Here is a 21,065-nt window from a genome sequence, read left to right on the forward strand (position 1 = left end):
GCGGCCATGACCATCTACCAGCCGCAGTCATCAGCACAGGCAACACCAAAACTTGCCGAACTTCCCGAAGACCCTGCCGAGCACTTCGCCGGCTACGCCGTCCTGGGGCTGCCCTTTACCAGCGGCCACTTCCTGGCGTTCCGGGACTTTCCGGTGAGCTCCGTGGGCCCCGGCTACCGCTCCGTCTGGCACCGCACGCCCGGCGGCGAGTGGACCCTCTACGCCAACGTCGCGCCCGAGTTCAGCTGCGCCCGCTACTTCGGGGCAGCCTTCCACCATACGGTGGAGACCGACGTCGACGTCCGGTGGAGCGGGCCGTTTACCGCCGTGATCACGGTTCCGGGCTTCGTGGACTGGCGCCTGGACCTGGGCACATCCGCGGCCACGAGGATGCTGACCGCCATGGCGGTGCGGATGCCGGAAAGCCTGTGGCGGAACGAGCTGGTGCTGCGGGCCATGGGAGCATTCGCCGGTCCACTGCTCGGCGCTGGCCGGATGAAAGTTTCGGGTGTGGTGCCCAACGGCCAGACGTTCCAGGCCCAGCCGCGGCAGCTATGGCTCGTCACGGATTCCCAGGCCTCCGTCGGCGGCGAGGACGCGGGAGTCCCGGGTGCACTGCCTGTCCAGGATCACCTGGCGGACTTCTGGCTTCCGCAACGTGGACTGTTCGGAGCGCAGGTGGGCGTCCGGTTCCCGTCCACCGCCCATCCTGCGGGACCAGGAACTGTCCAGGCACGGACCAGGAAGAACCAGGCGGCATAACGGCCGACGACGCGCGGTCCCTACTGCCCGCGGCTCCGGCTTCCTAGAATGGCAACTGTGAAGCAGCCGCCGGCTGGACCCCGCCGCAGTGAAGTGCTGGCCGCGCTCTCCCTCGCCATCGATCTGGGCCTGGGCCAGCCCATGGAGCACATGCTGCGGTCCTGCCTGCTGGCGCTGCGGATCGCCGGTGCCGCGGGCGTAGACACCGCCGGCCAGGGCAGGCTCTACTATGCCAACCAGGTGGCCTGGATCGGCTGCCACGCGGACTCCTTCGAACTGGCGGCGCTGTTCACGGACGACATCGCGTTCCGTGCCGACTACTACAACCGCGACCAGCGGGGCCTGTCCATGTACGCCGGCATGTTCAGCCACGCCGGCGCGGGCCTGCCGCCGCTGGCCCGCGCGCGGCCAACTGGACCCGGTTCGCGGCGACCGGCAGCACCGCGGTGCGGACCATGATCGCCTCGCACTGCATCTCCGCCGGTGCGCTGGCCAGCAATGTAGGGCTCGACGGCGGCGTGGCAGGACTGCTGGCCCACACCTTTGAGCGCTGGGACGGCAAGGGCCTGCCGGAGGGAGTAGCGGGGCCGGACATCCCGCTGGAAATGCGGATCATGCACCTGGCGGACACTGCCGAAGTGTTCCTCCGCCAGGAGGGAGTGGCCGGCGCGGTGGCCATGGTGCGGGCCCGCCGCGGCAGCCAGTTCGATCCGGCCCTGGCCGGCCTGTTCATCGACCAGGCCCAGGCACTCACCGCAGGGCTCCTCGACGTCGACTGCTGGCAGGCGGCCCTTGACCTGGCACCCACTGACGCTCCGCTGTCCGGCAGCCAGCTGGACACGGTGCTGCGCGCCATCGGCGACTTCGCAGACCTCAAGTCTCCCTACACGGCCGGACACTCCCGCGGCGTGGCGGCCCTCGCAGCCGTTGCCGGCGGGGAGCACGGGCTGGCCGCGGACGATGTCAGGGAGCTGCGCCGTGCAGGATGGGTGCACGACCTGGGCCGTTTGGGGGTGTCCAACCAGGTGTGGGACAAAAAGGAGCCCCTCTCCCAGGCGGATCTGGAACGTATCCACATGCATCCGTACCTGGGAGAACGGATCCTCAGCCGTGTTCCCGGGCTGAAGGGCGAGGCGGCCCTGACCGGCCTGCACCATGAGCGGCTGGACGGGTCAGGCTACCCACGCGGGATTGGCGGAACGGAGCTGGGGATCAAGCAGCGCATCCTGGCGGCCGCGGACTCCTACCAGGCCTCACTCGAGCCGCGCCCGCACCGGGCCGCGCTTCCGCCGGCAGATGCCGCTGCCCGGCTGCGGCGTGAAGTTTCGGCCGGCCGGATCAGCCGCGAAGCTGCCGACGCCGTGCTCACAGCGGCCGGCCAGCAGCCCCACCGACGGCCTGCCCCTCCCGCCGGGCTCACCCGCAGGGAAGTGGAAATCCTCTGCATGCTGTGCCGCGGAATGCCTCCGGCCGAGATCGCCGCCAGCCTGTTTCTCGCGCGCAAGACCGTCCGCAATCACGTGGAGCACATCTACACCAAGATCGGTGCAACCAACCGGGTGGGTGCCACATTGTTCGCGGTAAGGAACGGCCTGATCGAGCACGGGACCGCGCCCAACTAGCGGTCCCGTCCCTGGCTGTCCCCGCCCGCTGGGGCATATCTCTTGGGACTATTGGCTGACAAGCCGCCACAGCGACGTGACCTCGGCCGAGCGCGCCGCGAACAGGGGATCATCACGGTCCGAGGCCTTCGGATGCGTTGGCGTGGTGTCGAGCCGTTCCGTCACCTTCAGCCCGGCCGCTGTGATGGCGGCCAGCAGGTCCTCGCGCGACCGCAGGCCGAGATGCTCGGCAAGGTCGGAAAGGACAAGCCAGCCCTCACCGCCCGGCTCCAGATGGCCGGGGAGTTCGTTCAGGAACCGGAACAGCATCCTGCTCCCGGGATCGTAGACGGCGCTGTCCAGGCTGGAATGCGGCGTGGCCGGAATCCAGGGCGGGTTGCACACGATCAGCGGTGCCCGTCCGGGCGGGAACATGTCGGTCAGGACGGCCTCGGCGCGGTCCTGGACACCGAGGTTCCGGAAATTCTCCGCGGCGCAGGCGATTGCGCGCGATTCGTTGTCCGTGGCGATCACGCGGTGGACGCCCCGGCGCGCGAGGACGGCGGCGAGCACGCCGGTGCCTGTTCCGACGTCGAACGCAAGCGTGTCAGAAGGCAGTGCAGCGGCGGCCACGAGATCCACATACTCGCTTCGGGTGGGGAAGAACGTGCCGTAGTGCGGGTGGATGCGGCCCTGCAGGGCATCGACGTAGACCCCATTCCGCCGCCACTGGTGGGCGCCGATGGCCCCCACAAGCTCGTGCAGGGACACAACGGACGCTTCGCCGATGTCTCCGTACGCTTCCGCGGCGGCCTCCCTGATATCCGGTGCGCGGCGCAGCGGCACCACCGGGCCCGGGTCAAGGGGAATCAGCAGCAGGCCCAGAATGCGTGCGCGGTGCGAGGCGGACTGCCGGTGCCGGTAGAACTTCTCGGCAGGAGTTCCTGCGGTCTTCTTTCCGGCGCCTGTCCGACGGTCCATGGCGTTGAGGATCTGCCGCGCGTTGTGGAAGTCTCCGTGCCAGAGCATCGCGATCCCTTGTGATGCCATGCGGTACGCATCGTCGGCCGTGAGGGAGTCGGAGACCACTTCGACGCGTGCCGGCGCCGGCCTGCCGTTCGCCGAACGCCACCGCGCGGTCACGCTGGCGCCGGCCTCAATCCAGTTCACGTACTCAGGCACATCAGCTGCGCGCGAAGGTTTTGGGTCAGAGGGCGGGATTCCCGCGGGAGCTGGGGTGCCAGTACGGATGAAGATCCATTCCAAAATATTGGGGGCAACCGGATACGGACGATTGCAGCGGCGGTTCGACGACGTCCAAGGCGACGGGCCAGGATTCCAGACCGTCATCCGGCAGCAAACCCGGGGTTGGTCGATGGGGCGCTGAAGCCCTTGAACCTACATGTCAGGGTACAGGAGTGCCGCGGATTCCCTCTGGACAAGAAATAGTCTGTGCGTAGATAATCTTTATATAGATCATCTACGCGGGAGGCCATCATGTGGGCATACGAGAACAGCATCGAAACTACCGCCGCGCCCGAAGCAATCTGGCGGCTCTGGTCCGACGTCGAGAACTGGGGCGCCTGGAACGGGGAGATCGAGAAAATCGAGATCAACGGCCCCTTCGCGGCAGGCACGCAGATCCTGATGACACCCCCGGGTGACGATCCGATTCCCCTGGTCATCGCCGAGGCCGTCGAAAACGAACGCTTCGTGGACGAGGCCCGCTTCGGTGACCTGCTGCTTCGTACCACCCACCGCATCGACCCGATCGGCCAGGGCCGGATCCGCGTGGTGTACAGGATGGAGATCACCGGCGACGGCGCCGACGAGGCCGGACCCCAGATTGGGCCCGGCATCACCGCCGACTGGCCCGAGACCATGGCTGCGCTGGTCAAGACGGCGGGCAGCTGATGCCGCTCGACCCCGGCGAGAGCCCCGGATTCCTGCTCTGGCACGCCACGCTGCGCTGGCAGCGGGACATCGCCGCAGCACTCGCGCCGCTCGATCTCACCCACGTGCAATTCGTGCTGCTCGCCTGCGCGTGGTGGCTGAACGGCCAGGGTGAGCACCCGAACCAGCTGGCCCTGGCACGCCAGGCCGGCACCGACGTCAAGATGGCCTCCCAGGTCCTGCGCGCCCTCGAGGCCAAAGGACTCATCGAACGGGAAGTCGATCCCGCGGACACCCGGGCCAAACGGCTGCGCGTCACCGATGCAGGAGCCGAGCTGGCGCCGCTGGCCATCGCCGCCGTCGAACTCGCTGACGCCAATTTCTTCGAGCCTGTGCCCGTGGACGATGCATTATCCCTGCTCCGCCGCTTGGCCCATCCCGACGTTACCGCGCCGCCAACAACGACTGGCGGCAACCGCAAGCGATCTGCCCCGGCGCGAAAGGTTACGTAAGGAGGGCGGGCTCCGAATCCGCGGCGAGCATGCCCAGGAGCGGCCCGGCGTCGTCCACGGACTCCAACCCCAGCACCATCCGGCTCACAGCGCTGACCCGTTCGGGAGGCAGCCTCGTGCCGGCCAGTCCCTCGAACTTGCCGATGGTTTCACGGTCGCTGAGCCGGTTGGTTGCGGCGCCCTTTGCCTTGACGGCCTGCACCCCGAACGAATCCGCATCCGTCTGCACGGTGAGGAACGGTTCGGCCGATCCGCCGTGCTGCTCCGGGTCCACCTCCACACGGACGCGGCCCATGAGCTCCCTCAGCTGCGGATCGTTCCGGCCCTGTTCCGCCACCTGGTCCAGCCCGACCTTGCCGTGTGTCAGCGCGGCCGCGAGGGCGAACTGCATGCTCAGCTGGGTTGAAACGAGGGACCGGACATCGGCGGTGCCGCACATGTCCGCAATGAGGGCGCTGGTCCTCACCGTGATCTTCTGGGTCGAGTCCGCGGTGAGCCCCCGGGCACGCAGGTCCAGGATCGCGTCAATGGCCGAGTGCGTGCTCCGGCACGTGGCGTACGGCTTGATCGACGCCCGCAGGACCTGCCAGTCCTCCCCCAGGGTGTCAAAGAGCCGCGACTCCTGGACATCGCCCGGCTGGCCGTAGAGCTTCAGGAAGCTGCCCCACGGAGCGGAGAACACATCCCGGGGCCCGGTGAACCCGGCCCTGGCCAGCAGCGCACTGTTCAAGCCGGCTTCGGCAGCGCGCCCCACGTGCATGCGTTTGGACATGGCCCCGTCCCCGATGAAGGACCAGGTGCCGCCGGTGAACGAACCTGCCAGGCCGATGGCGGAAACCAGCTGCGGCGCGTCCAGCCCCAGGACCACGCCCGCCGCTACGACGGCCGCGAACGTGCCGGTCACCCCCGTGGAGTGCCAGCCTTGGTTGTTGACCGAAGCGTAGCCGCCCAGGGCGTCCTGGACCCGGCGGCCCACCTCATACCCGCTGACGACGGCGTGAAGGAGCCTTCCGCCGTCAACTCCCGTGCCGCCGTCGTCCGCTCCGCCCGCGGAACCGCCGGCCCGGACAGCCAGCGCAGCGAGTGCGGCCGGAACCACCACGGCCCCGGAGTGGTCGCACCCGCCGGAGTCATCCAGCTCAAAGGCGTGGCACGCCACGCCGTTGACGAAGGCGGCCGCCAGCGGCGGCAGCTCGGCGGGCGTGCCCCACACCGGCGAGCCCGTTCCAGGCGACGGGGTTCCGTGCGCTGCGGCGAGCGCTGACCTGCTGAGGTGGACCTCCCGCGACGCCGCACCTGCGATGCCTGCGCCCAAGGTGTCCAGCAGATGGAGTTTTGCCCGGTGCAGGACCCCAGGAGGAATGTCCTCCGGAGACAGTGCCGTGACGAAGTCCGCTATGCGTTCTGATGCTGTCCGCTCTGGATTCATGCTGGGGTGCCTTCACGTGTGAGGGAGTGGAAGATTTCTGCCGGGTGGGCCGGGCTGTTGGGTGCGGCGGTTTCCCGCCACCATCGGGCCACTTCCCCGCCGGTGGCGTGCCAGACGTCGCCGTACGCGTGGACGTGGTCCATGAACTCCCGGAGCATCCCGATCCGCCCGGGGGTGGCGATGATTTCCGGATGGAGCGTCAGGACGAAGCAGCGTCCTTCGGCGCGGTAGGCCTCGAATTCCAGGATCCAGTTGCGCAGCACCTCCCGGCTGGAGGCGATCCGCGGACTGCCCTTGGGTATGGGCGGGTCCAGGTTGAAGACGAAGTAGGGAAAGTCGTCGAGTTCGTGGTGCCGGGGCACCTCCACCAGTCCTGCAGCGCGGCCGGCATGGAAATGGGGCAGGTCGTCGCCGTGCCACGAGGAGGACCAGGTGAACCCCAGGTCCAGCAACTCGCCGGGCAGCCCGTGGGCAAATGATCCGCAACCTGCCCGGAAGCCCTGCGGCCTCACGCCCAGCAGCGCTTCAAAAGCGTCCTGGCCGCGGCCGATGCTGTCCAGTTGCTCCGGCAGGGGCTGCAGCCCCATGTCCTCCAGTGCCCAGCCCATGTTGGCAACTTCATGCCCGGCCGCCGCAACCGCTTCAACCTGGCGCGGGTAGGTGCCGAGGTTGGCCCCGGGAATGAACCAGCTCGCGGTGGTGCCGGTGCGTCCGAGTTCCGCCAGGAGGCGGTCCACGCCGCGGGTGCCGCCGTACTGGCCAACGGACAGGCTTTTGGCGCGGTCGACGGCGTCAGGCCCCGCCGCGAGCACCGACAGTTCCGCTTCGAAACCCACGGTGACCAAAAAGGCGCACCGGGTCGCACCGGGCCAGCGGCCCGCCGGCGGTTCCTGCGTGAATGTCATGCTGGCTCCATTCCGTGGTTCTGCCGCCACCAGGTGGCGATCTCGCCACAGGTGCCGAACCACACGCCGTCGGCATCCTTCATGTGCTGGATCCAACGGTCCAGGAGCGCTGCCCGGCCGGGCTTTCCCACCACCTTGGGATGGAAGATCGTGGAGAGGCACAGACCCTCAGCGTGATAGCCGTCAAACTCCCTGATCCAGTTGTCCAGGGTGGGTTCGTAGCCGGCAATCCGGTCCCCGCCGGAGGGCCAGTCCGGGTTGGTGGTGTAGGCCAGGGAGGCGTAGTCGTCCATGTCAGACCTGGCCGGGATCTCGATGAGCTTCCCGCCGGCGTGGAAGTACGGCCGGTCATCGCCGCGCATGGAGCTTGAGTAGAGGAAGCCCATTTCCGCGAGCAGGGCCGGGGTCTCGGGACGCCAGTCACCGGACGGCGTCCGGAAGCCGAAGGCAGTGGCGCCCAGGACGTCCTGGAAGATCCGCTGGCTGGTCTCGATCACCTGCCGCTGTTCATCAGTACTGAGGTCCCAGTACTTCTCGTGTTTATAGCCGTGGTGTGCCACTTCGTGGCCGTGCTCCACGATCCGCCGGCACTGGTCGGGCCATGTTTCGACCACCCAGGCGGGCGCAAAGAAGGTTGCCGGGACGTGATGGGTTTCCAGGAGCCGGAGGAGGCGGTCCAGGGCCCGCCACGGTCCGTAGGCACCCTGGCTGAAGTACTCCGGCCGGGTCCAGATGGTGCCTTTCAGCATGGCATCGCCCGTGGGCCCGTCAAGATCGAAGGCCAGGGCGACGGCGCTGCGCTTGCCTTCCGGCCACAGCACCGCCGCCCCTGCCCCCATGGACTGCTGGTTCACTTAACTCCGTTGATCTCGGGCTTCATGGCACCGTAGCCAATGCCCCACTTGTCCAGGATCTTCTGGTAGTCGCCGCTGTCCGTGACCTTGGTGAGAGCGTCCTTGACCGCGTTGGCCAGTTGGGTGTTGTCCTTCTGCATCAGGATGCCGAAGGGCTTGGCCGGCAGCGGATCGAGCACGGCGGCGTACTTTCCGGGATCGGTCTTGTCGAAGTAGGCGAGGTTTTCTGCGCCCTGGGCAGCCAGGTCCACGCGGCCCTGGTCAATCTGGAGCCGAGCGGCCGCGCCGGAGTCCGTGGGCAGGATGCTCAGTTCCGGAAGCCCCTTGTCAGTGCAGATGGTCTTGCTCAAGGTTTTCACCTGCTCGAAGTAATCGGTCTTGCCGCTGACGGCGAGGGTCTTGCCGCAGAGATCGCTCTCCTGCTTGAACTCCGCCGCCCGGGTGCCTGAGGTGTAGAGGCGCCCCTGGGACTTGAAGTAGTCCACGAAATCGACCGTCTTCTGCCGTTCCACGGTGTCCGAGATGCCGGACATGACCAGGTCCACGCGGCCGGTCTGGACGGAGTTGATCAGCTGGTCAAAGGGCGATTCCACAACTTCGACCTGCACCCCGAGCGCCTCGCCAAGCTTTTGCTGCAGCTCGATGTCCACGCCGGCCAGGTTCTTGTCTGAGTCGCGGAATTCCATCGGCGGAAAGTCCGGTGACAAACCGATTCTGATCTTCCCTGCGTCCTTGATGGCCTGGGGCAAGCCGGTGGTGCCGGTGCTCGTGTCGGCGGTGGTCTCGGCGCCGCCGACGCAGCCGGTGAGGCCAAACGCTGCAACTGCGGTGATGGCCGCGATGCGGGCGGCATTGGTGAACTTCTTCATGGGTGGCTCCAAAGGGGTTGGGGTGATGTTTAGAAGACGCGGGAGAGGAATGCCTTGGTCCGCTCGTGCTGCGGGTTGCCAAGGACCTCGGCCGGGGGGCCGAGTTCAACGATTTCGCCGCCGTGCATGAACGCCACACGGTCAGCCACTTCCTTGGCGAAACCAATCTCGTGGGTCACAACGATCATGGTGAGGCCGGATTTTGCGAGGTCTTTCATGACGTCCAGTACTTCGCCCACCAGTTCGGGGTCCAGTGCCGATGTCGGTTCGTCGAAGAGGATCAGCTCGGGTTTCATGGCCAGGGCCCTGGCGATCGCCACGCGCTGCTGCTGGCCGCCGGAGAGTTGCCTGGGATAGGACCCTTCGCGTCCTTCCAGGCCCACCCGGGCAAGCAGTTCGGACGCGTGCCGTTTGGCCTCGGCCGGTTTGACCTTGTTGACGAGGACCGGGCCTTCGATGATGTTTTCCAGCACGGTCATGTGGGGGAAGAGATTGAACCGCTGGAACACCATGCCGATGGAACGGCGCTGGCGGGCGGCTTCCTTGTCGGAGAGTTCAAAGAGGCGGTTGCCGTCCTGCCGGTAACCCACCACCTTCTCCCCCACCCAGATGCGTCCGTTGGACAGCGTTTCCAGATGGTTGATGCAGCGCAGAAACGTGCTCTTGCCGGAGCCTGAGGCACCGAGCAGGCAAACCACCTCGCCGCTGTTGACCTCGAGGTTGATGCCTTTGAGGACCTCGTTGAGGCCAAAGCTCTTGTGGACGTTTTCGGCGCGGACCAGAACGTTGGTGGTCATGAGCGTGCCTTCCTGTTGGTACCGAAAATGCTCGACAACCTCTGGATGGGCGTCATGGGCAGTTGGCGGCTTGAGGAGCCCTTGGCGAAGAACCGTTCCAGGTAGAACTGCCCGATGCTCAGGATGGACACCGCGCCCAGGTACCAGACCGCGCAGACGATCAGGAGTTCCATGATCCGGTTGTTGACGTAGTAGATGTGCTGGGCCTCGGAAAGGATCTCGCTCACGCCGATCGCGGAAGCCAAGGAGGTGGTCTTCAGCATGCCGATGACCTCGTTGCCCACCGGCGGGATAATGACCCTCATGGCCTGCGGCAGGACGATCCGCCGCATGGCCTGCAGCCGGGTCATGCCGACCGCCTGGGCGGCCTCCGTCTGGCCCTCATCCACGGAAAGAATTCCGCCCCGGACCACCTCGGACGTGTAGGCGCCCTGGTTCAGCCCCAGGCCGATGGATGCCGCGACGAAGGGAGTCAGGATGTCGATCATGCGGCCGGAATAGAGCCCGGGGATGCCGATCACCGGGAAAATGAGGGCCAGGTTGAACCACATCAGGAGCTGCAGGTACACCGGGGTGCCGCGGAAGACCCAGATGTAGAGCCACGCGACGCCCGAGACCACCGGGTTCTTCGACAGGCGCATCACCGCTGTGACAACGCCGAGGACCAGGCCGATCGCCATGGCGACTGCCGTGAGGATCAGGGCCACTCCGATGCCTTGGATCAACACGGGGACAGTCAGGTATTCCTGGACCGTGGGCCAGCTGATCTTTGCCCGGGAAAAGGAGACGGCCAGCCAGACCAGGAGCAGCACCACGGCCGTGGCGCCAATCCACCTCCCTATGTGCCGGCGCGGGACGATTTTCAGATCGACCGATTCAGTGCCTGCGATGCTGGGCGCTGGTTGAGTCTTCATGGCGTTTTCCTGATCATGGAGGGGTTCAAGGTCGCCGCGGGGACCGGCGTTGGTGGGCGCCACGGGTCAGCCCGCTGCGCCGGACGGGACGCGCAGCCCCTGGTAGTCGGCCGCCCAGCTTCGTGCCTGGTCCAGCTTTGCCCGGAGTCGTGTGAGTTGTTCGGCAACCCGTTCCGGGGCGGTGCCGCCAAACCCGGAATGGGCCGCAAGGGCAGCTTCAAGGCTAAGGACACCTCTGATCTCCGGGGTCAGCCGGGAATCCACCGCGGCGAGTTGCTCATCAGTGAGGTCGTCGTAGTCCAGACCGTGTGATTCGCAGAACCGCACCAGCGCCCCTGAGATGTCATGCGCTTCGCTGAAGGGAATTCCCTGCCGCGCCAACCAGTCGGCAACCTCGGTGGCCAGGGTGTAACCCGCCGTGGCTTGCCGGCGGACCTCGTCGACGTTGACCGAGAACGTCCGCACCAGGCCCGACAGCGCGGGAAGAGCGACCTCGATGGTTTCAACGGCGTCGATGACTGCGTTCTTGTCCTCGGCAAGGTCCCGGTTGTAGGCGAGTGGGAGCGACTTGACGGAGGCCATCAGTCCCATGAGATCCCCCAGGACCCGGCCGGCCTTGCCCCTGGCAAGTTCGGCGATGTCCGGGTTCTTCTTCTGCGGCATGATCGAGCTGCCGGTGCAGTAGGCATCGTCCATAGTGATCCAGCGGAACTGCTGGGATGCCCAGGAGATGATCTCCTCGCAGAGCCGGGAGATATCAATGAGCGTCAGGGAGCAGACGAAGAGGAACTCGATGGCGGCATCGCGGCTTCCCACGGCATCGATCGAATTCTCCGCGCTCGACTCGTACCCCTGGTCCTTGGCGGCCAGCTCTGGAGACAACGCGAAGGTGGAACCGGCCAGCGCTGCCGCACCGAGGGGCGAAACGGCCGCCCTGCGGTCCCAGTCCCGGAACCGGTCCAGGTCCCGGACCAGGGGTTGGGCGTGGGCCAGCAACTGGTGGGCAAAGACGACCGGCTGCGCCGACTGGAGGTGGGTGAATCCCGGGACCGAAGTGTGGAGGTGCCGGTCCGCCTGGGAGCCCAGTGCCTCGGCCAGTTCGACCAGGAGGTCGGCGATCAGCCGGACCTTGTCCCGCATGTAGAGCCGGAGGTCATTGGCGGCCTGGTCGTTACGGGAGCGGCCGGCGCGGATCTTTCCGCCCGCTGGCCCCATGCGTTCAATCAGCAGCCGCTCCAGGAAGGTGTGGACGTCCTCGTCCGCTTCCTGCGGCTGGACCAGGTTTGCTTCGATGTCCCTGGCCAGGACATCAATCGTGTCGAGGAACAGCGCGAGTTCGGCGTCATCAATAAGGCCTGACCGGTTGAGTTCACGTACATGGGCCCGGGAACCGTGCAGGTCGTAGGGGGCCATCCGGAAGTACCGGGGATCGGACCGCGAGAAGCGGGAGAGTTCAGGACTGGAGGAACCAGCAAACCGGCCGCCCCACAGCTTTGTCTGTTCTTGCATATGCCTATGGCTCCTTGGGAAGTCTGACGGGAAGTGACACGTATCACCTCGTGCAACGAAAGTATTTCTGGAGTAAACCCTAACTGTCAATGGTTTCCACTTTGTTTCACGGCTATTAATTTGATGACAGCAGATTCATGACACCGGTTTCACACAATAAATCATTGTTGCCGAGACACCGGTATCCTGACTAGTCATCCGGTACTGGTTACCCGCGAACCTGGTGCCGATCAAGGGTCGGGACGGCGCGACGGCACACTCGGGGCACCCTCGAGGGGCGACGAGGAAACAGCACTTCAGGCACTGCCGGCAGCACTGCGCGGTGGAACTGGGGTTACGCGCGTGCGGGTATCTTCGCCACGGAGCCACGCTCCGCGAACGCCGCCGGCAGCAGGTGGTCCCTCAGGTCCGATCCCGAGTTCTCGATCCGGCCAACCAGCACCTCGGCCGCCTTTAGACCCAGCTCATACGCAGGCAAGGACACTGCGGTCACCTCGGGGCTGCTGACGGTCATCCACTCTGCGTCATCCAGGCAGACCAGGGAGATGTCCCGCGGAACCTCCAGGCCGGCCTCGCGAATGGCCTGGAATGCCGGGAGCGCAATGCGGCTGTAGGAGGCGATGATGGCGCTGGGCCGGTGGCCGCGGCGGAGCAGGGAGGCGACAATCTCATGGGACCGCTCCGGGGACATGGCGTCCGAGATGAACTCGTAGCGGATTCCCGCCGCCAGGGCGGCCGTGCGAACGGCACGCACCCTGTCCGCAATGGTCGAAATGGGCAGCGGATGCCCGGATTCCAGCTCTTCAGGCGTCTTCGTGGTGGCCGACAGGAAGACGATGTTCTTATGGCCCCTGTCGATGAGATAGTCCATGACCGCCGTCGCATCGGCGTAGCAATCAGTCCCCACCCAGTCCGCTTCAACATTGTCCGGGCGCCGGTCAAAGAGGACCAGCGGGCGCCCCATCCGCACCACATCCAACAAATGCGCAGAGTCGCTTCGACTCGCGGAGGCAACGATCAACCCATCCACGCGCTTGTCGAGGAACACCTGAACGGCCGCCCGTTCAGCGTCGAGGTTCTCATCTGTATTGGCCAGGATGACGTCAAACCCGGCAGCCTTGGCGGCATCGGTCATTCCCCGGACGGCCTTCGCGAAGTGGGGATTCTCGATATCGCTGATGACAACCCCAATGGTGTGCGAGCGTCCGGAGCTGACGCTGCGGGCCAAGGCGTTCCCCCGATAGCCAAGGGCTTCAGCGGCTGCCGCCACCATCGACTGAAGCTCGTGGCTTACGGCCCCGTAGCCGCCGAGGGCCCGCGCCGCCGTCGAACGGGAGACACCAGCCAAGCGCGCCACATCCAGCAAGGTGGCGCTGCCGTACCGTCGGGATTCCATTCAAGAAATTTACCCCAGAATTTCCCAAGCGTGAGAACAATGTCCATTGACACCGGTTTCACCACGATATTTCGGATATTGTGGGTGAGGACCCTCAGCGGATGCCAGCGCCAGCGGTCCCAAACCAGCCAACTGTCGGATCACCCCGCTACGGATGGGCCGTATTGTGCGCCGGCCGGAAAGGAACCGCCATCCCTGAGGCTGTCCGTGACTCTCAAGATTCCCGCAATTTATCCCATCTCTGGATTAACGCTCTTCACAGCGGAATGGCTGGTCCCTATGGTGTTCAGACAAGCTCGCCCAAGGGGGTCCCTCTTGAAATTCACGGATGAATCTTCAGGCACCAGCTGCAACGCGGCCGGCGCAGCAGAGCACGCAGGCACAGGCAATCCGCCTGCGTCCCAAGAACAGCTACCCGCGGCTCCGGCAACGCACCGGCGCCCCGTTCCCGCACCACCCCGCACACGACTCACGGCCATCGACGTCCGGCCGTCCAAGACCAGGAACCGCGAGCACGAAGTCCGGCGGCTCATCCAGGACCTCGCCGTCCTCGCCGAAAGGCAGTGTCAGCAGTAGATCCGCATCCCCTCATCCAACTGCACAAGGGAAGCAGTCCCCCGGCTTCGTGAGAGGCTTGGAGGAAACTCACTTTGGGGGACACTGTGGATGTTGCTTGGATGCTTGTTAATGCCGCTGTTTTGCTGGTGCCTGCGGCACTTGTTGCGGCTGTTTTGTATTGGATCATCCGGCTGGGCGTGAAGCATGGCTTGCGTTCGTACTACGCGGAGAGCAATCAGAAGCTGGACACTGCCAGCCCGGCATCCCGGCCGGAGAGCCTGGCTTAGTCCAGCGCCCACACCTCGGCGCCGTCCGCGCCGCTGGTCTTCCTGCGCCGCCGCAGCACCACCACAAGGAACGCGGCGCTGGCGAGGAGCCCAAGACCCGCTCCCGCGGCGACCGCCGCAACCGGCACGTCGAACGACGCTTGGGCAACGGAGGCACCATCTGACGCGCCGCCGTCGGCCGCTGCCGCGGGCTCTTCCCCACCCGTGGCGGGCGCCACAACGGCTCCGGCCGGTCCGCCGTCGAGCACTGTCAGGGACCTGCTGTGCCTGTTGACCACCACCACGGAACCGTCACCCCGCTGGGCCATGCGGCCGGGATCATCGCCCGCGGCAACCGTGCGCGTGGCGGCCGCCGCCCCGGCCGGGATGACCGACACAGTATCGTCCAGGCTGTTGGTCACGTACACCGTCCCGTCCGCAGCGGCCAGCACCTCCTGGGGCGCCTGACCCACGGGAATCCGCCGCGCCACCGTGGTTCCGCCCGGCTCGATCACCGCCACATCGTTGGTCATGATGTTGGCCACGTAGACGGTCCCGTCCGGCGCGGCGGCAATCCCATGCGGGTGGGCCTTGGCACCCACGTCAATGGTGCGCGACGGCCACGGCGCACCGGCCGGAATCACGGTCACCGTGCCCGCGAGTTCGTTGGCGGCATAGGCCGTCCCGTCCTTGGCCACCGCCAGCCTCACCGGATCCGGGCCGGCCTGGATGGTCCGCTGGACCCAAGCATCGCCCGCCTTCACCACGGACACCGAATCCTGGTCCGGGTTCACCACGTACAGGGATCCTTCCGGCCCCACGGCCAGCCAGTGCGTGCCGTAAGTCACCTTCATCACCAGGGACACCTCGCCCGCGCCCGTGGCCACGACGCCGATCTGGGACTGCGCGCCCTCGCTCTGCGCCACGTACAGCGTCCCGTCCGGGGTCACCGCCAGCGAGGTAGGACCGCGCCCGGTCTTGATGGTGCGGGACGGCGTGGTCTCCCCCGGCGCGTAGGCGTTGACGGCCCCGGCATAGGCGTCGTCGCTGACATACAGGGTGCCGTCCGGCCCGGTGGTAATGCCCAACGGCTGGCCGACGGCGTCAAGCGCCTTGGAATCGGCGGCGGACGCAGGAGCGGCGACGACGGCTGAGGCCAAGACGAGCGCGGCGGCGAGCAGCGCCATCCCGGCAGAAGAGACCGCGCCTGCGGCACGGCGAAGCTGCTGATGAATCACGGTGTTCCCCCAAAAATCCTGCCGACCCCCGCGGCAGTTCTCCGATCCTACCGTCAGCCGTCAGAGGACTTTGGAGAGGAACTCCTTGGTCCTCTGGTGCTGCGGGTTCGTCAGGACTTGCCGTGGCGGCCCGGCCTCCACCACCACGCCCTCGTCCATGAAGACGAGGGTGTCCGCCACCTCGCGGGCAAAACCCATCTCGTGGGTCACCACCAGCATGGTCATGCCGCTCCCGGCCAGTTCCTTCATGACTTCCAGCACCTCCCCCACCAACTCCGGGTCCAAGGCGCTGGTGGGCTCGTCAAAGAGCATCAGTTTGGGGTCCATGGCCAGGGCACGGGCGATGGCCACCCGCTGCTGCTGGCCGCCGGACAGGTGCGCGGGGTAGGCGCCGCCCTTGTCCTCCAGCCCCACACGCTCCAGCAACTCATTCGCCCGGGCAATGGCTTTGGCCTTGGAGAGGCCCTTGACGCGGATAGGGGCCAGCGTGATGTTCTCCAGGGCCGTCAAGTGGGGGAAAAGATTGAACCGCTGGAACACCATCCCGATCTCCCTGCGCTGGAAGGCCGCTTCGGAGAGCTTCAGTTCATACAGCTTTCCCCCCTTTTGCCGGTACCCCACCAACTCACCATCGATCGACAGGCGGCCGCCGTCCACCCGTTCCAGGTGATTGATGCAGCGCAGGAACGTCGACTTGCCCGAGCCGCTCGGCCCCACAATGCACAGCACCTGGCCGCGCCCCACCTCCAGGCTGATCCCACGCAGGACCTTGTTCGCGCCGAAGTTCTTGGATACCTTCTCGGCAAGTACCATCGGCACGCCCGTCATCCTTTGCCTCCAAAGTCATTGCCAAGCGGGGCGCCGGGCGCCCCCGGAAGCGGGGTCCCGGGAATCGCCGCGGGTGCCGTGCCCGCCTGGGCCGTTCCCGACGTCGGCGACTGCCTGCCAGTATCCGCCCGCCCGGTGCCGCGGGAGAACCGCTTTTCAATGAAGTGCTGGCCCACCATCAGGACCGACGTGAAGAGCAGGTACCACAGGGACGCGACGATCAGCAGCGGAACGGGGGTGAAGGTCACCGCAGAAATACCACGGGATACGCCGTACAGGTCAATGCTCAAGGGGATGGCGGCCACCAGCGACGTGGTCTTCAGCATCGAGATCACCTCGTTGCCGGTTGGCGGAATGATGATCTTCATGGCCTGCGGCACCACCACGAACCGCATCGTTTGTCCCCAGGACAGGGCCAGCGCCGTGGCCGCTTCCTCCTGGCCCCGGTCCACGGACAGCAGCCCCGCGCGCACGATCTCGGACATGTAGGCGGCCTCGTTCAGGCCCAGCCCGATCACGGCGGTGATGTAGAGGTTGGTGAAGATCGCGTTGGGGATGGTGACCCACGGATCCATGAACGGGATACCCACCGTGAACACCGGATAGATCAGGGACACCAGGCCCCAGAAGACCAACTGCACATATACCGGGGTGCCTCGGAAAATCCAGATGTACAGCCACGCAATGTTCTTCAGTACCGGGTTGGGCGAAAGGCGCATGATGGCCAGCAGCAGCCCGATCACGATGGCGCCAATCATCGCGTAGACGGTCAGCGACAACGTCACCCACGCTGCCTGGCTGATCCGCCGGTCGAAGATGTATTTGCCCACGTCCGCCCAGCCGTAGTCCGGGCGCTGGGCTGCGTCCAGCAGAAACACCGCCAGACCGAGCACCAGGAGCACGGCGATCAGGATCCGCCAGGGGTGGCGCAGCGGAATGGCGACGATGGCCTCCGCCGTCGAATCATCAGCCGTGGAGGCACTTACGGCCCTGGAACCTCTGCCGGGGTCAGCCGCGGTCATTCCGTCGGTTTCCGGCCTGCTCATGTCCTGTTACCCCTTGGCTGCCACGTTGAGATCCGCCTTCTTGATTCCGCCGGCTTCCACTCCCCACTTGGACAGGATTTTGGTGTAGCTGCCGTCGTCAATCAGTGACTGGAGCGCTTTCTGCAGGACGGGAGTGAAGTCGCTGCCCTTGGCCACGGGGATCCCGTACGGGGCCACCTCGAATGCGTCGCCGGCGGTCTGCAGCTTGTCCTTGGTCTTGGAAATCGCGTACAGGGTCACTGGCGAGTCGGCGCTCATGGCATCCACCTGCCCCACCACCAGGGCGTTGGTGGCCTGGTCCTGGGCATCAAACTTGAAGATCTGGATGGCCGGCTTGCCGGCGTCGGTGCAGGTCTTCGACTTCTTAGGCACTTCATCGGTGTCCTCGTAGGTGGTTGCCTGGACGGCCACCTTGAGGCCGCAGGCGTTGTTGGGGTCCACGGTCTTGCCTTTAGGCGCCGCCCACTGGATACCGGCTGAGTAGTAATTGACGAAGTCCACCTGCTTCTCGCGTTCAATGGTGTCGCTGAAGGAGGACATTCCCATGTCATCCTTGCCGCCGCGCACGGCCGGCAGGATGTTGTCGAACGTGCCGATATCGAAGTTGACCTTGAGGCCCATCACCTTGCCCAGCGCGTTGGTGAGGTCCACGGACCAGCCTGCGGGCGCCCCGTTGTCGTCCTTGAACTCGTTGGGCGGGTAGTTGTTGGCCATGCCGACGTTGAGCACCCCGGCATTCTTGATCTTCGAGGGCACGGCCGCGGCAATGGCATCATCCTTCTTGACATCGACGGCGGCGGCGGAAGCGCTGGCCGCTGCCGAGCCGGTGGCGGCCGGCTGGCTGTTGTCAACGCATCCGGAGAGCGCGAGCGCCGTACCGATGGTAAGGACGGGGAGAATATATCGGGTGCGCATGGGTTTCCTTAGCTGTTCACTGATCTTCGAGATTCGTGCCTGATGCTGTTGCTGCAAGGATTTCGCTGGAACGGCGAATGTCACGGAGTATCTCGCCGCCCCGAGCCTGCAGCTCAGGAATGCTGGAAACGCCCACCAACGTCATCGTACGCCTGAGCTCATCCGCCATTATCTGGATGATGCGGTCCACTCCAGGCGATCCGGCAGCCGCCAACCCATACAGATAAGCCCTGCCAATCGAACAGGCGTCGGCTCCCAGCGCCAGCGCCTTCAAGATGTCACTGCCGCGCCGGATTCCCGAGTCCACGTAGATCTCCAGGGAATCACCCACCTTTTGACGCGATTCCTGCAACACATCCATGGGACTGAGCATGTGGTCGAGCTGGCGGCCGCCGTGGTTGCTCAACTGGACGGCATCCAGGCCGATCCTGGCTGCCTTTGCAACGTCGCCGGGATTGACACACCCTTTGAGCACGATTTTGCCGTGCCAGGCCTGGCGGAGCGCTTCCAGTTCCTTCCACCCGCTGGTGGCATCCGAATGGCCCAGGAGCTGTTGCCACATGGCGGGAGTGACCACGGAGGGGGCGGCGGCACGGCGGGAATCCAGGTTGGGGAAGCTGATGCCGTCCGCCCTCAGGAAGCTGATCCACCAAGCCGGCCGGCGCGCGATATCCGCGATGGTTGAAAGCGTGAGCGCCGGAGGGGCGGTGAAGCCGTTTTGCAGGTCCCGTTCCCGGGCACCGAGCGCACGGGTGTCGACGCCGACAATCAACGTAGTGAATCCGGCGGCATCGCAGCGGGAGAGTTTGTCCTTCAACGCCTGGGCGTCCCGGGTCAGCCCAATGTTGAACCAGCGGTCCAGCCCGGGGCTGTCCGCCGCGATGGTCTCCATGGGCACGGTGCTGAGCCCGGCAAGTCCATAGGGAATGCCCGCACGGTCCGCCGCAGCTGCGACGGCCGACTCTCCCTCCGGGTGGAACAGGCGGGTTGCACCAGTAGGGGTCAGCGTCAGGGGCAGCGCACTGGCCTTCCCGAGCAGGGTGGTGCTGGTATCCGGCCCGGATACCGGTCCCCAGCTGGGCATGAGCGCCCACGAGTCGAAGACGGCACGGTTGCGGCGAAGGGTCACCTCGTCCTCGGAGCCGCCGTCGAGATAGTCGAAGATCCCGCCGGGCAGGACCCGCCGGGCCGCCTTGCGGTACTCCTCCACACTGAATGCGTTGGCCAGCACCCGGCGCTGCCTGGAGAATACAGGTGCCTTGACCTGTATGAGTTGCCTGGCTTCGCTGACTTTCAAAGGGGTCCTTCCAGCTGCATACCTCACCCCCAACGCGGGACTCCGGCAGCTGCTCCACTCTGATTACAACGCACAATTCCGGCGTGCGGCAGAGACCTTCGACCTATCCCGCAGTTGCACCCAGCCGGGGTAGGCCGGGCGCCGGATCCTCGACCGCCATAGACTGGAAGCCAACCCTGCCGCCGGCACACTGGATGGGACCCGGCGTGGCGGCGCCTACCGCTGCTGCACGACAGGACCGCACCCATGACCCTGGTTCTCCGCAACGTCCGCCCCTGGGGCGGGGACCCCGTCGACGTGACGCTCGACGGCGCGGTGATCACCGCCGTCGGGCCCGTTGCCGTGCATGGGACTGCTCCTGCGGACGCGGGCACTGTGCCGGCTGCCGCCGCGGTGGACGGGCGCGGCCGGATCCTGCTGCCGTCCTTTTCCGACGTCCACGTCCACCTCGATTCCACCCGGTTGGGGCTGCCGTTCCGGCCTCACACCGGAACCCCCGGGGTGTGGAACATGATGCTCAACGACCGGAACAACTGGCGCAACGCCGAAGCGTCCATCACCGAGCGCGCCACGCACACCCTGGGCTCGATGATCGAGCGCGGCACCACGCGGGTGCGCAGCTACGCCCAGGTGGACGCCGACGCCGGGCTGGAACGTTTTGAGGCCGTCCTCGCCGCCCGGGAAACACACCAGGACAGGGCGGACGTCGCCGTCATAGCGTTTCCCCAGGCCGGGCTGCTCCGGGAGACGGGCAGCGCCGAAGTGCTCGAGGAGGCGCTGAAGCTCGGCGCCGATGTGGTGGGCGGGATCGATCCCTGCGCCCTGGACCGCGACCCCGTCCGGCACCTGGACATCGTCTTCGGGCTGGCCGAAAAGTACGGCCTGCCCGTGGACATCCACCTGCACGAGCCGGGCCAGCTGGGCCTGTTCAGCACCCAGCTGATCCTGGAACGCACCAAGGCGCTGGGCATGCAGGGGCTGGTGACCATCTCGCACGCCTTCTGCCTCGGGGAACTGCCCGACGCCCAACTCGACGAACTCCTGGCGGACATGGGCGAACTGGACGTCTCCGTGGCAACGGTTGCGCCCGCTTCCCCGCTGCCACTGCAACGGCTCACCGCCGCCGGCATCCGGGTGGGCCTGGGCGAGGACGGCCAGCGCGACTACTGGTCCCCGTACGGCAATGCGGACATGCTGGACCGGACCTGGCAGCTGGCGTTCACCAACAAGTTCCGGGCGGATGAGCTGATCGAGCACTGCGCGGCCGTGGCCACCATCGGCGGGGCCAGCGTCATCGACCCCGCTGCGCAGCGGCTCACCTCCGTCGCGGACCGGCCCGGGCTCGCAGTGGGCGATCCCGCGGAACTGGTGCTCTTGGAGGGTGACACCGTGACGGCTGCTGTGATGGACAAGCTCCCCGGCCGCACGGTGATCCACCGCGGCACGGTGGTGGCGGACGGGCTGCAGTTGGTCTGA

21 protein-coding genes are annotated in these 21,065 nt (G+C 66.2%); 7 read left to right on the forward strand and 14 right to left on the reverse strand.

Annotated elements, in window-relative coordinates:
• Positions 1-6 precede the first annotated feature (6 nt).
• From QF050_RS19000 to QF050_RS19010, 3 genes are read left to right on the forward strand one after another with little or no spacing between them, the layout of a single operon-like run.
• Positions 7-762 carry a hypothetical protein gene (locus tag QF050_RS19000; protein ID WP_308931824.1) on the forward strand — a complete coding sequence of 252 codons (756 nt, stop codon included), beginning with the start codon at positions 7-9 and terminating at the stop codon, positions 760-762.
• A 57-nt stretch (positions 763-819) separates the two neighbouring features.
• Positions 820-1,221, forward strand: coding sequence for a hypothetical protein (locus QF050_RS19005; protein WP_308931825.1), 402 nt, complete (start codon positions 820-822; stop codon positions 1,219-1,221).
• Positions 1,218-2,384, forward strand: coding sequence for an HD domain-containing phosphohydrolase (locus QF050_RS19010; protein ID WP_308931826.1), 1,167 nt, complete (start codon positions 1,218-1,220; stop codon positions 2,382-2,384). Before QF050_RS19005 ends, QF050_RS19010 begins: the two co-directional genes overlap by 4 nt.
• 48 nt (positions 2,385-2,432) lie before the next feature.
• Here the strand turns inward: QF050_RS19010 and QF050_RS19015 are convergent, their stop codons facing one another.
• Complete coding sequence (locus tag QF050_RS19015; protein WP_308931827.1) at positions 2,433-3,533, reverse strand: class I SAM-dependent methyltransferase; 1,101 nt, start codon at positions 3,531-3,533, stop codon at positions 2,433-2,435.
• Between the two features lie 327 nt (positions 3,534-3,860).
• Here QF050_RS19015 and QF050_RS19020 point away from each other — a divergent pair, with 327 nt between their 5' ends.
• Together QF050_RS19020 and QF050_RS19025 are read left to right on the forward strand one after the other, a co-directional pair.
• A complete protein-coding gene (locus QF050_RS19020) occupies positions 3,861-4,277 on the forward strand; it encodes an SRPBCC family protein (RefSeq protein ID WP_308931828.1) in 417 nt (138 codons plus the stop codon).
• Complete coding sequence (locus QF050_RS19025) at positions 4,277-4,768, forward strand: MarR family winged helix-turn-helix transcriptional regulator (RefSeq protein WP_308931829.1); 492 nt, start codon at positions 4,277-4,279, stop codon at positions 4,766-4,768. The genes QF050_RS19020 and QF050_RS19025 overlap by 1 nt, the downstream gene beginning before the upstream one ends.
• Here the strand turns inward: QF050_RS19025 and QF050_RS19030 are convergent.
• From QF050_RS19030 to QF050_RS19065, 8 genes are all read right to left on the reverse strand, one after another.
• Entirely contained in the window at positions 4,761-6,197 is a 1,437-nt protein-coding gene (locus QF050_RS19030; RefSeq protein WP_308931830.1) for an MmgE/PrpD family protein, read from the reverse strand. The genes QF050_RS19025 and QF050_RS19030 overlap by 8 nt on opposite strands.
• Positions 6,194-7,102, reverse strand: coding sequence for a polysaccharide deacetylase (locus QF050_RS19035; RefSeq protein WP_308931831.1), 909 nt, complete (start codon positions 7,100-7,102; stop codon positions 6,194-6,196). The genes QF050_RS19030 and QF050_RS19035 overlap by 4 nt, the downstream gene beginning before the upstream one ends.
• Positions 7,099-7,956 (reverse strand): polysaccharide deacetylase, encoded by an 858-nt coding sequence (locus tag QF050_RS19040; protein ID WP_308931832.1) that lies wholly within the window; start codon positions 7,954-7,956, stop codon positions 7,099-7,101. The genes QF050_RS19035 and QF050_RS19040 overlap by 4 nt, the downstream gene beginning before the upstream one ends.
• A complete protein-coding gene (locus tag QF050_RS19045) occupies positions 7,953-8,825 on the reverse strand; it encodes an ABC transporter substrate-binding protein (RefSeq protein WP_308931833.1) in 873 nt (290 codons plus the stop codon). Before QF050_RS19045 ends, QF050_RS19040 begins: the two co-directional genes overlap by 4 nt.
• A gap of 29 nt (positions 8,826-8,854) precedes the next feature.
• On the reverse strand, positions 8,855-9,622 hold the full coding sequence (locus QF050_RS19050) for an amino acid ABC transporter ATP-binding protein (protein ID WP_308931834.1): 768 nt from the start codon (positions 9,620-9,622) through the stop codon (positions 8,855-8,857).
• Positions 9,619-10,536, reverse strand: a complete 918-nt coding sequence (locus tag QF050_RS19055; RefSeq protein ID WP_308931835.1) for an amino acid ABC transporter permease — start codon at positions 10,534-10,536, stop codon at positions 9,619-9,621. Before QF050_RS19055 ends, QF050_RS19050 begins: the two co-directional genes overlap by 4 nt.
• A 66-nt stretch (positions 10,537-10,602) precedes the next feature.
• The gene (gene argH, locus QF050_RS19060) at positions 10,603-12,045 is read right to left on the reverse strand and encodes an argininosuccinate lyase (RefSeq protein WP_308931836.1); all 1,443 of its coding nucleotides are present in this window, start codon (positions 12,043-12,045) and stop codon (positions 10,603-10,605) included.
• Positions 12,046-12,379: 334 nt separating this feature from the next.
• Entirely contained in the window at positions 12,380-13,441 is a 1,062-nt protein-coding gene (locus QF050_RS19065; RefSeq protein WP_308931837.1) for a LacI family DNA-binding transcriptional regulator, read from the reverse strand.
• Positions 13,442-13,756: 315 nt separating this feature from the next.
• Between QF050_RS19065 and QF050_RS19070 the strand changes: the two genes are divergently transcribed.
• On the forward strand, positions 13,757-14,017 hold the full coding sequence (locus QF050_RS19070) for a hypothetical protein (RefSeq protein ID WP_308931838.1): 261 nt from the start codon (positions 13,757-13,759) through the stop codon (positions 14,015-14,017).
• 265 nt (positions 14,018-14,282) lie between these two features.
• On the opposite strand, the gene QF050_RS19075 is transcribed toward QF050_RS19070, so the two are convergent.
• From QF050_RS19075 to QF050_RS19095, 5 genes are read right to left on the reverse strand one after another with little or no spacing between them, the layout of a single operon-like run.
• Positions 14,283-15,503: a hypothetical protein gene (locus QF050_RS19075; RefSeq protein ID WP_308931839.1), complete on the reverse strand. Its 1,221-nt coding sequence runs from the start codon at positions 15,501-15,503 to the stop codon at positions 14,283-14,285.
• Between the two features lie 60 nt (positions 15,504-15,563).
• On the reverse strand, positions 15,564-16,316 hold the full coding sequence (locus QF050_RS19080; RefSeq protein WP_308932217.1) for an amino acid ABC transporter ATP-binding protein: 753 nt from the start codon (positions 16,314-16,316) through the stop codon (positions 15,564-15,566).
• An 11-nt stretch (positions 16,317-16,327) separates the two neighbouring features.
• A complete protein-coding gene (locus QF050_RS19085) occupies positions 16,328-17,377 on the reverse strand; it encodes an amino acid ABC transporter permease (protein WP_308931840.1) in 1,050 nt (349 codons plus the stop codon).
• 6 nt (positions 17,378-17,383) lie between these two features.
• On the reverse strand, positions 17,384-18,292 hold the full coding sequence (locus QF050_RS19090; protein ID WP_308931841.1) for an ABC transporter substrate-binding protein: 909 nt from the start codon (positions 18,290-18,292) through the stop codon (positions 17,384-17,386).
• Positions 18,293-18,308: 16 nt separating this feature from the next.
• A complete protein-coding gene (locus tag QF050_RS19095) occupies positions 18,309-19,589 on the reverse strand; it encodes an alpha-hydroxy acid oxidase (protein WP_308931842.1) in 1,281 nt (426 codons plus the stop codon).
• A 246-nt stretch (positions 19,590-19,835) separates the two neighbouring features.
• Here QF050_RS19095 and QF050_RS19100 point away from each other — a divergent pair, with 246 nt between their 5' ends.
• The gene (locus QF050_RS19100; RefSeq protein WP_308931843.1) at positions 19,836-21,065 is read left to right on the forward strand and encodes an amidohydrolase family protein; all 1,230 of its coding nucleotides are present in this window, start codon (positions 19,836-19,838) and stop codon (positions 21,063-21,065) included.

It is taken from the genome of Arthrobacter sp. SLBN-112 (assembly GCF_030944625.1).
Classification (GTDB): domain Bacteria; phylum Actinomycetota; class Actinomycetes; order Actinomycetales; family Micrococcaceae; genus Arthrobacter.

Coding starts and splice junctions, on each gene's coding strand:
- QF050_RS19000 (WP_308931824.1), top strand. CDS start 7: ATGACCATCTACCAGCCGCAGTCATCAGCACAGGCAACACCAAAACTT.
- QF050_RS19010 (WP_308931826.1), top strand. CDS start 1,218: ATGATCGCCTCGCACTGCATCTCCGCCGGTGCGCTGGCCAGCAATGTA.
- QF050_RS19020 (WP_308931828.1), top strand. CDS start 3,861: ATGTGGGCATACGAGAACAGCATCGAAACTACCGCCGCGCCCGAAGCA.
- QF050_RS19025 (WP_308931829.1), top strand. CDS start 4,277: ATGCCGCTCGACCCCGGCGAGAGCCCCGGATTCCTGCTCTGGCACGCC.
- QF050_RS19030 (WP_308931830.1), bottom strand. CDS start 6,197: ATGAATCCAGAGCGGACAGCATCAGAACGCATAGCGGACTTCGTCACG.
- QF050_RS19035 (WP_308931831.1), bottom strand. CDS start 7,102: ATGACATTCACGCAGGAACCGCCGGCGGGCCGCTGGCCCGGTGCGACC.
- QF050_RS19045 (WP_308931833.1), bottom strand. CDS start 8,825: ATGAAGAAGTTCACCAATGCCGCCCGCATCGCGGCCATCACCGCAGTT.
- QF050_RS19050 (WP_308931834.1), bottom strand. CDS start 9,622: ATGACCACCAACGTTCTGGTCCGCGCCGAAAACGTCCACAAGAGCTTT.
- QF050_RS19055 (WP_308931835.1), bottom strand. CDS start 10,536: ATGAAGACTCAACCAGCGCCCAGCATCGCAGGCACTGAATCGGTCGAT.
- argH (WP_308931836.1), bottom strand. CDS start 12,045: ATGCAAGAACAGACAAAGCTGTGGGGCGGCCGGTTTGCTGGTTCCTCC.
- QF050_RS19065 (WP_308931837.1), bottom strand. CDS start 13,441: ATGGAATCCCGACGGTACGGCAGCGCCACCTTGCTGGATGTGGCGCGC.
- QF050_RS19080 (WP_308932217.1), bottom strand. CDS start 16,316: ATGGTACTTGCCGAGAAGGTATCCAAGAACTTCGGCGCGAACAAGGTC.
- QF050_RS19085 (WP_308931840.1), bottom strand. CDS start 17,377: ATGAGCAGGCCGGAAACCGACGGAATGACCGCGGCTGACCCCGGCAGA.
- QF050_RS19090 (WP_308931841.1), bottom strand. CDS start 18,292: ATGCGCACCCGATATATTCTCCCCGTCCTTACCATCGGTACGGCGCTC.
- QF050_RS19100 (WP_308931843.1), top strand. CDS start 19,836: ATGACCCTGGTTCTCCGCAACGTCCGCCCCTGGGGCGGGGACCCCGTC.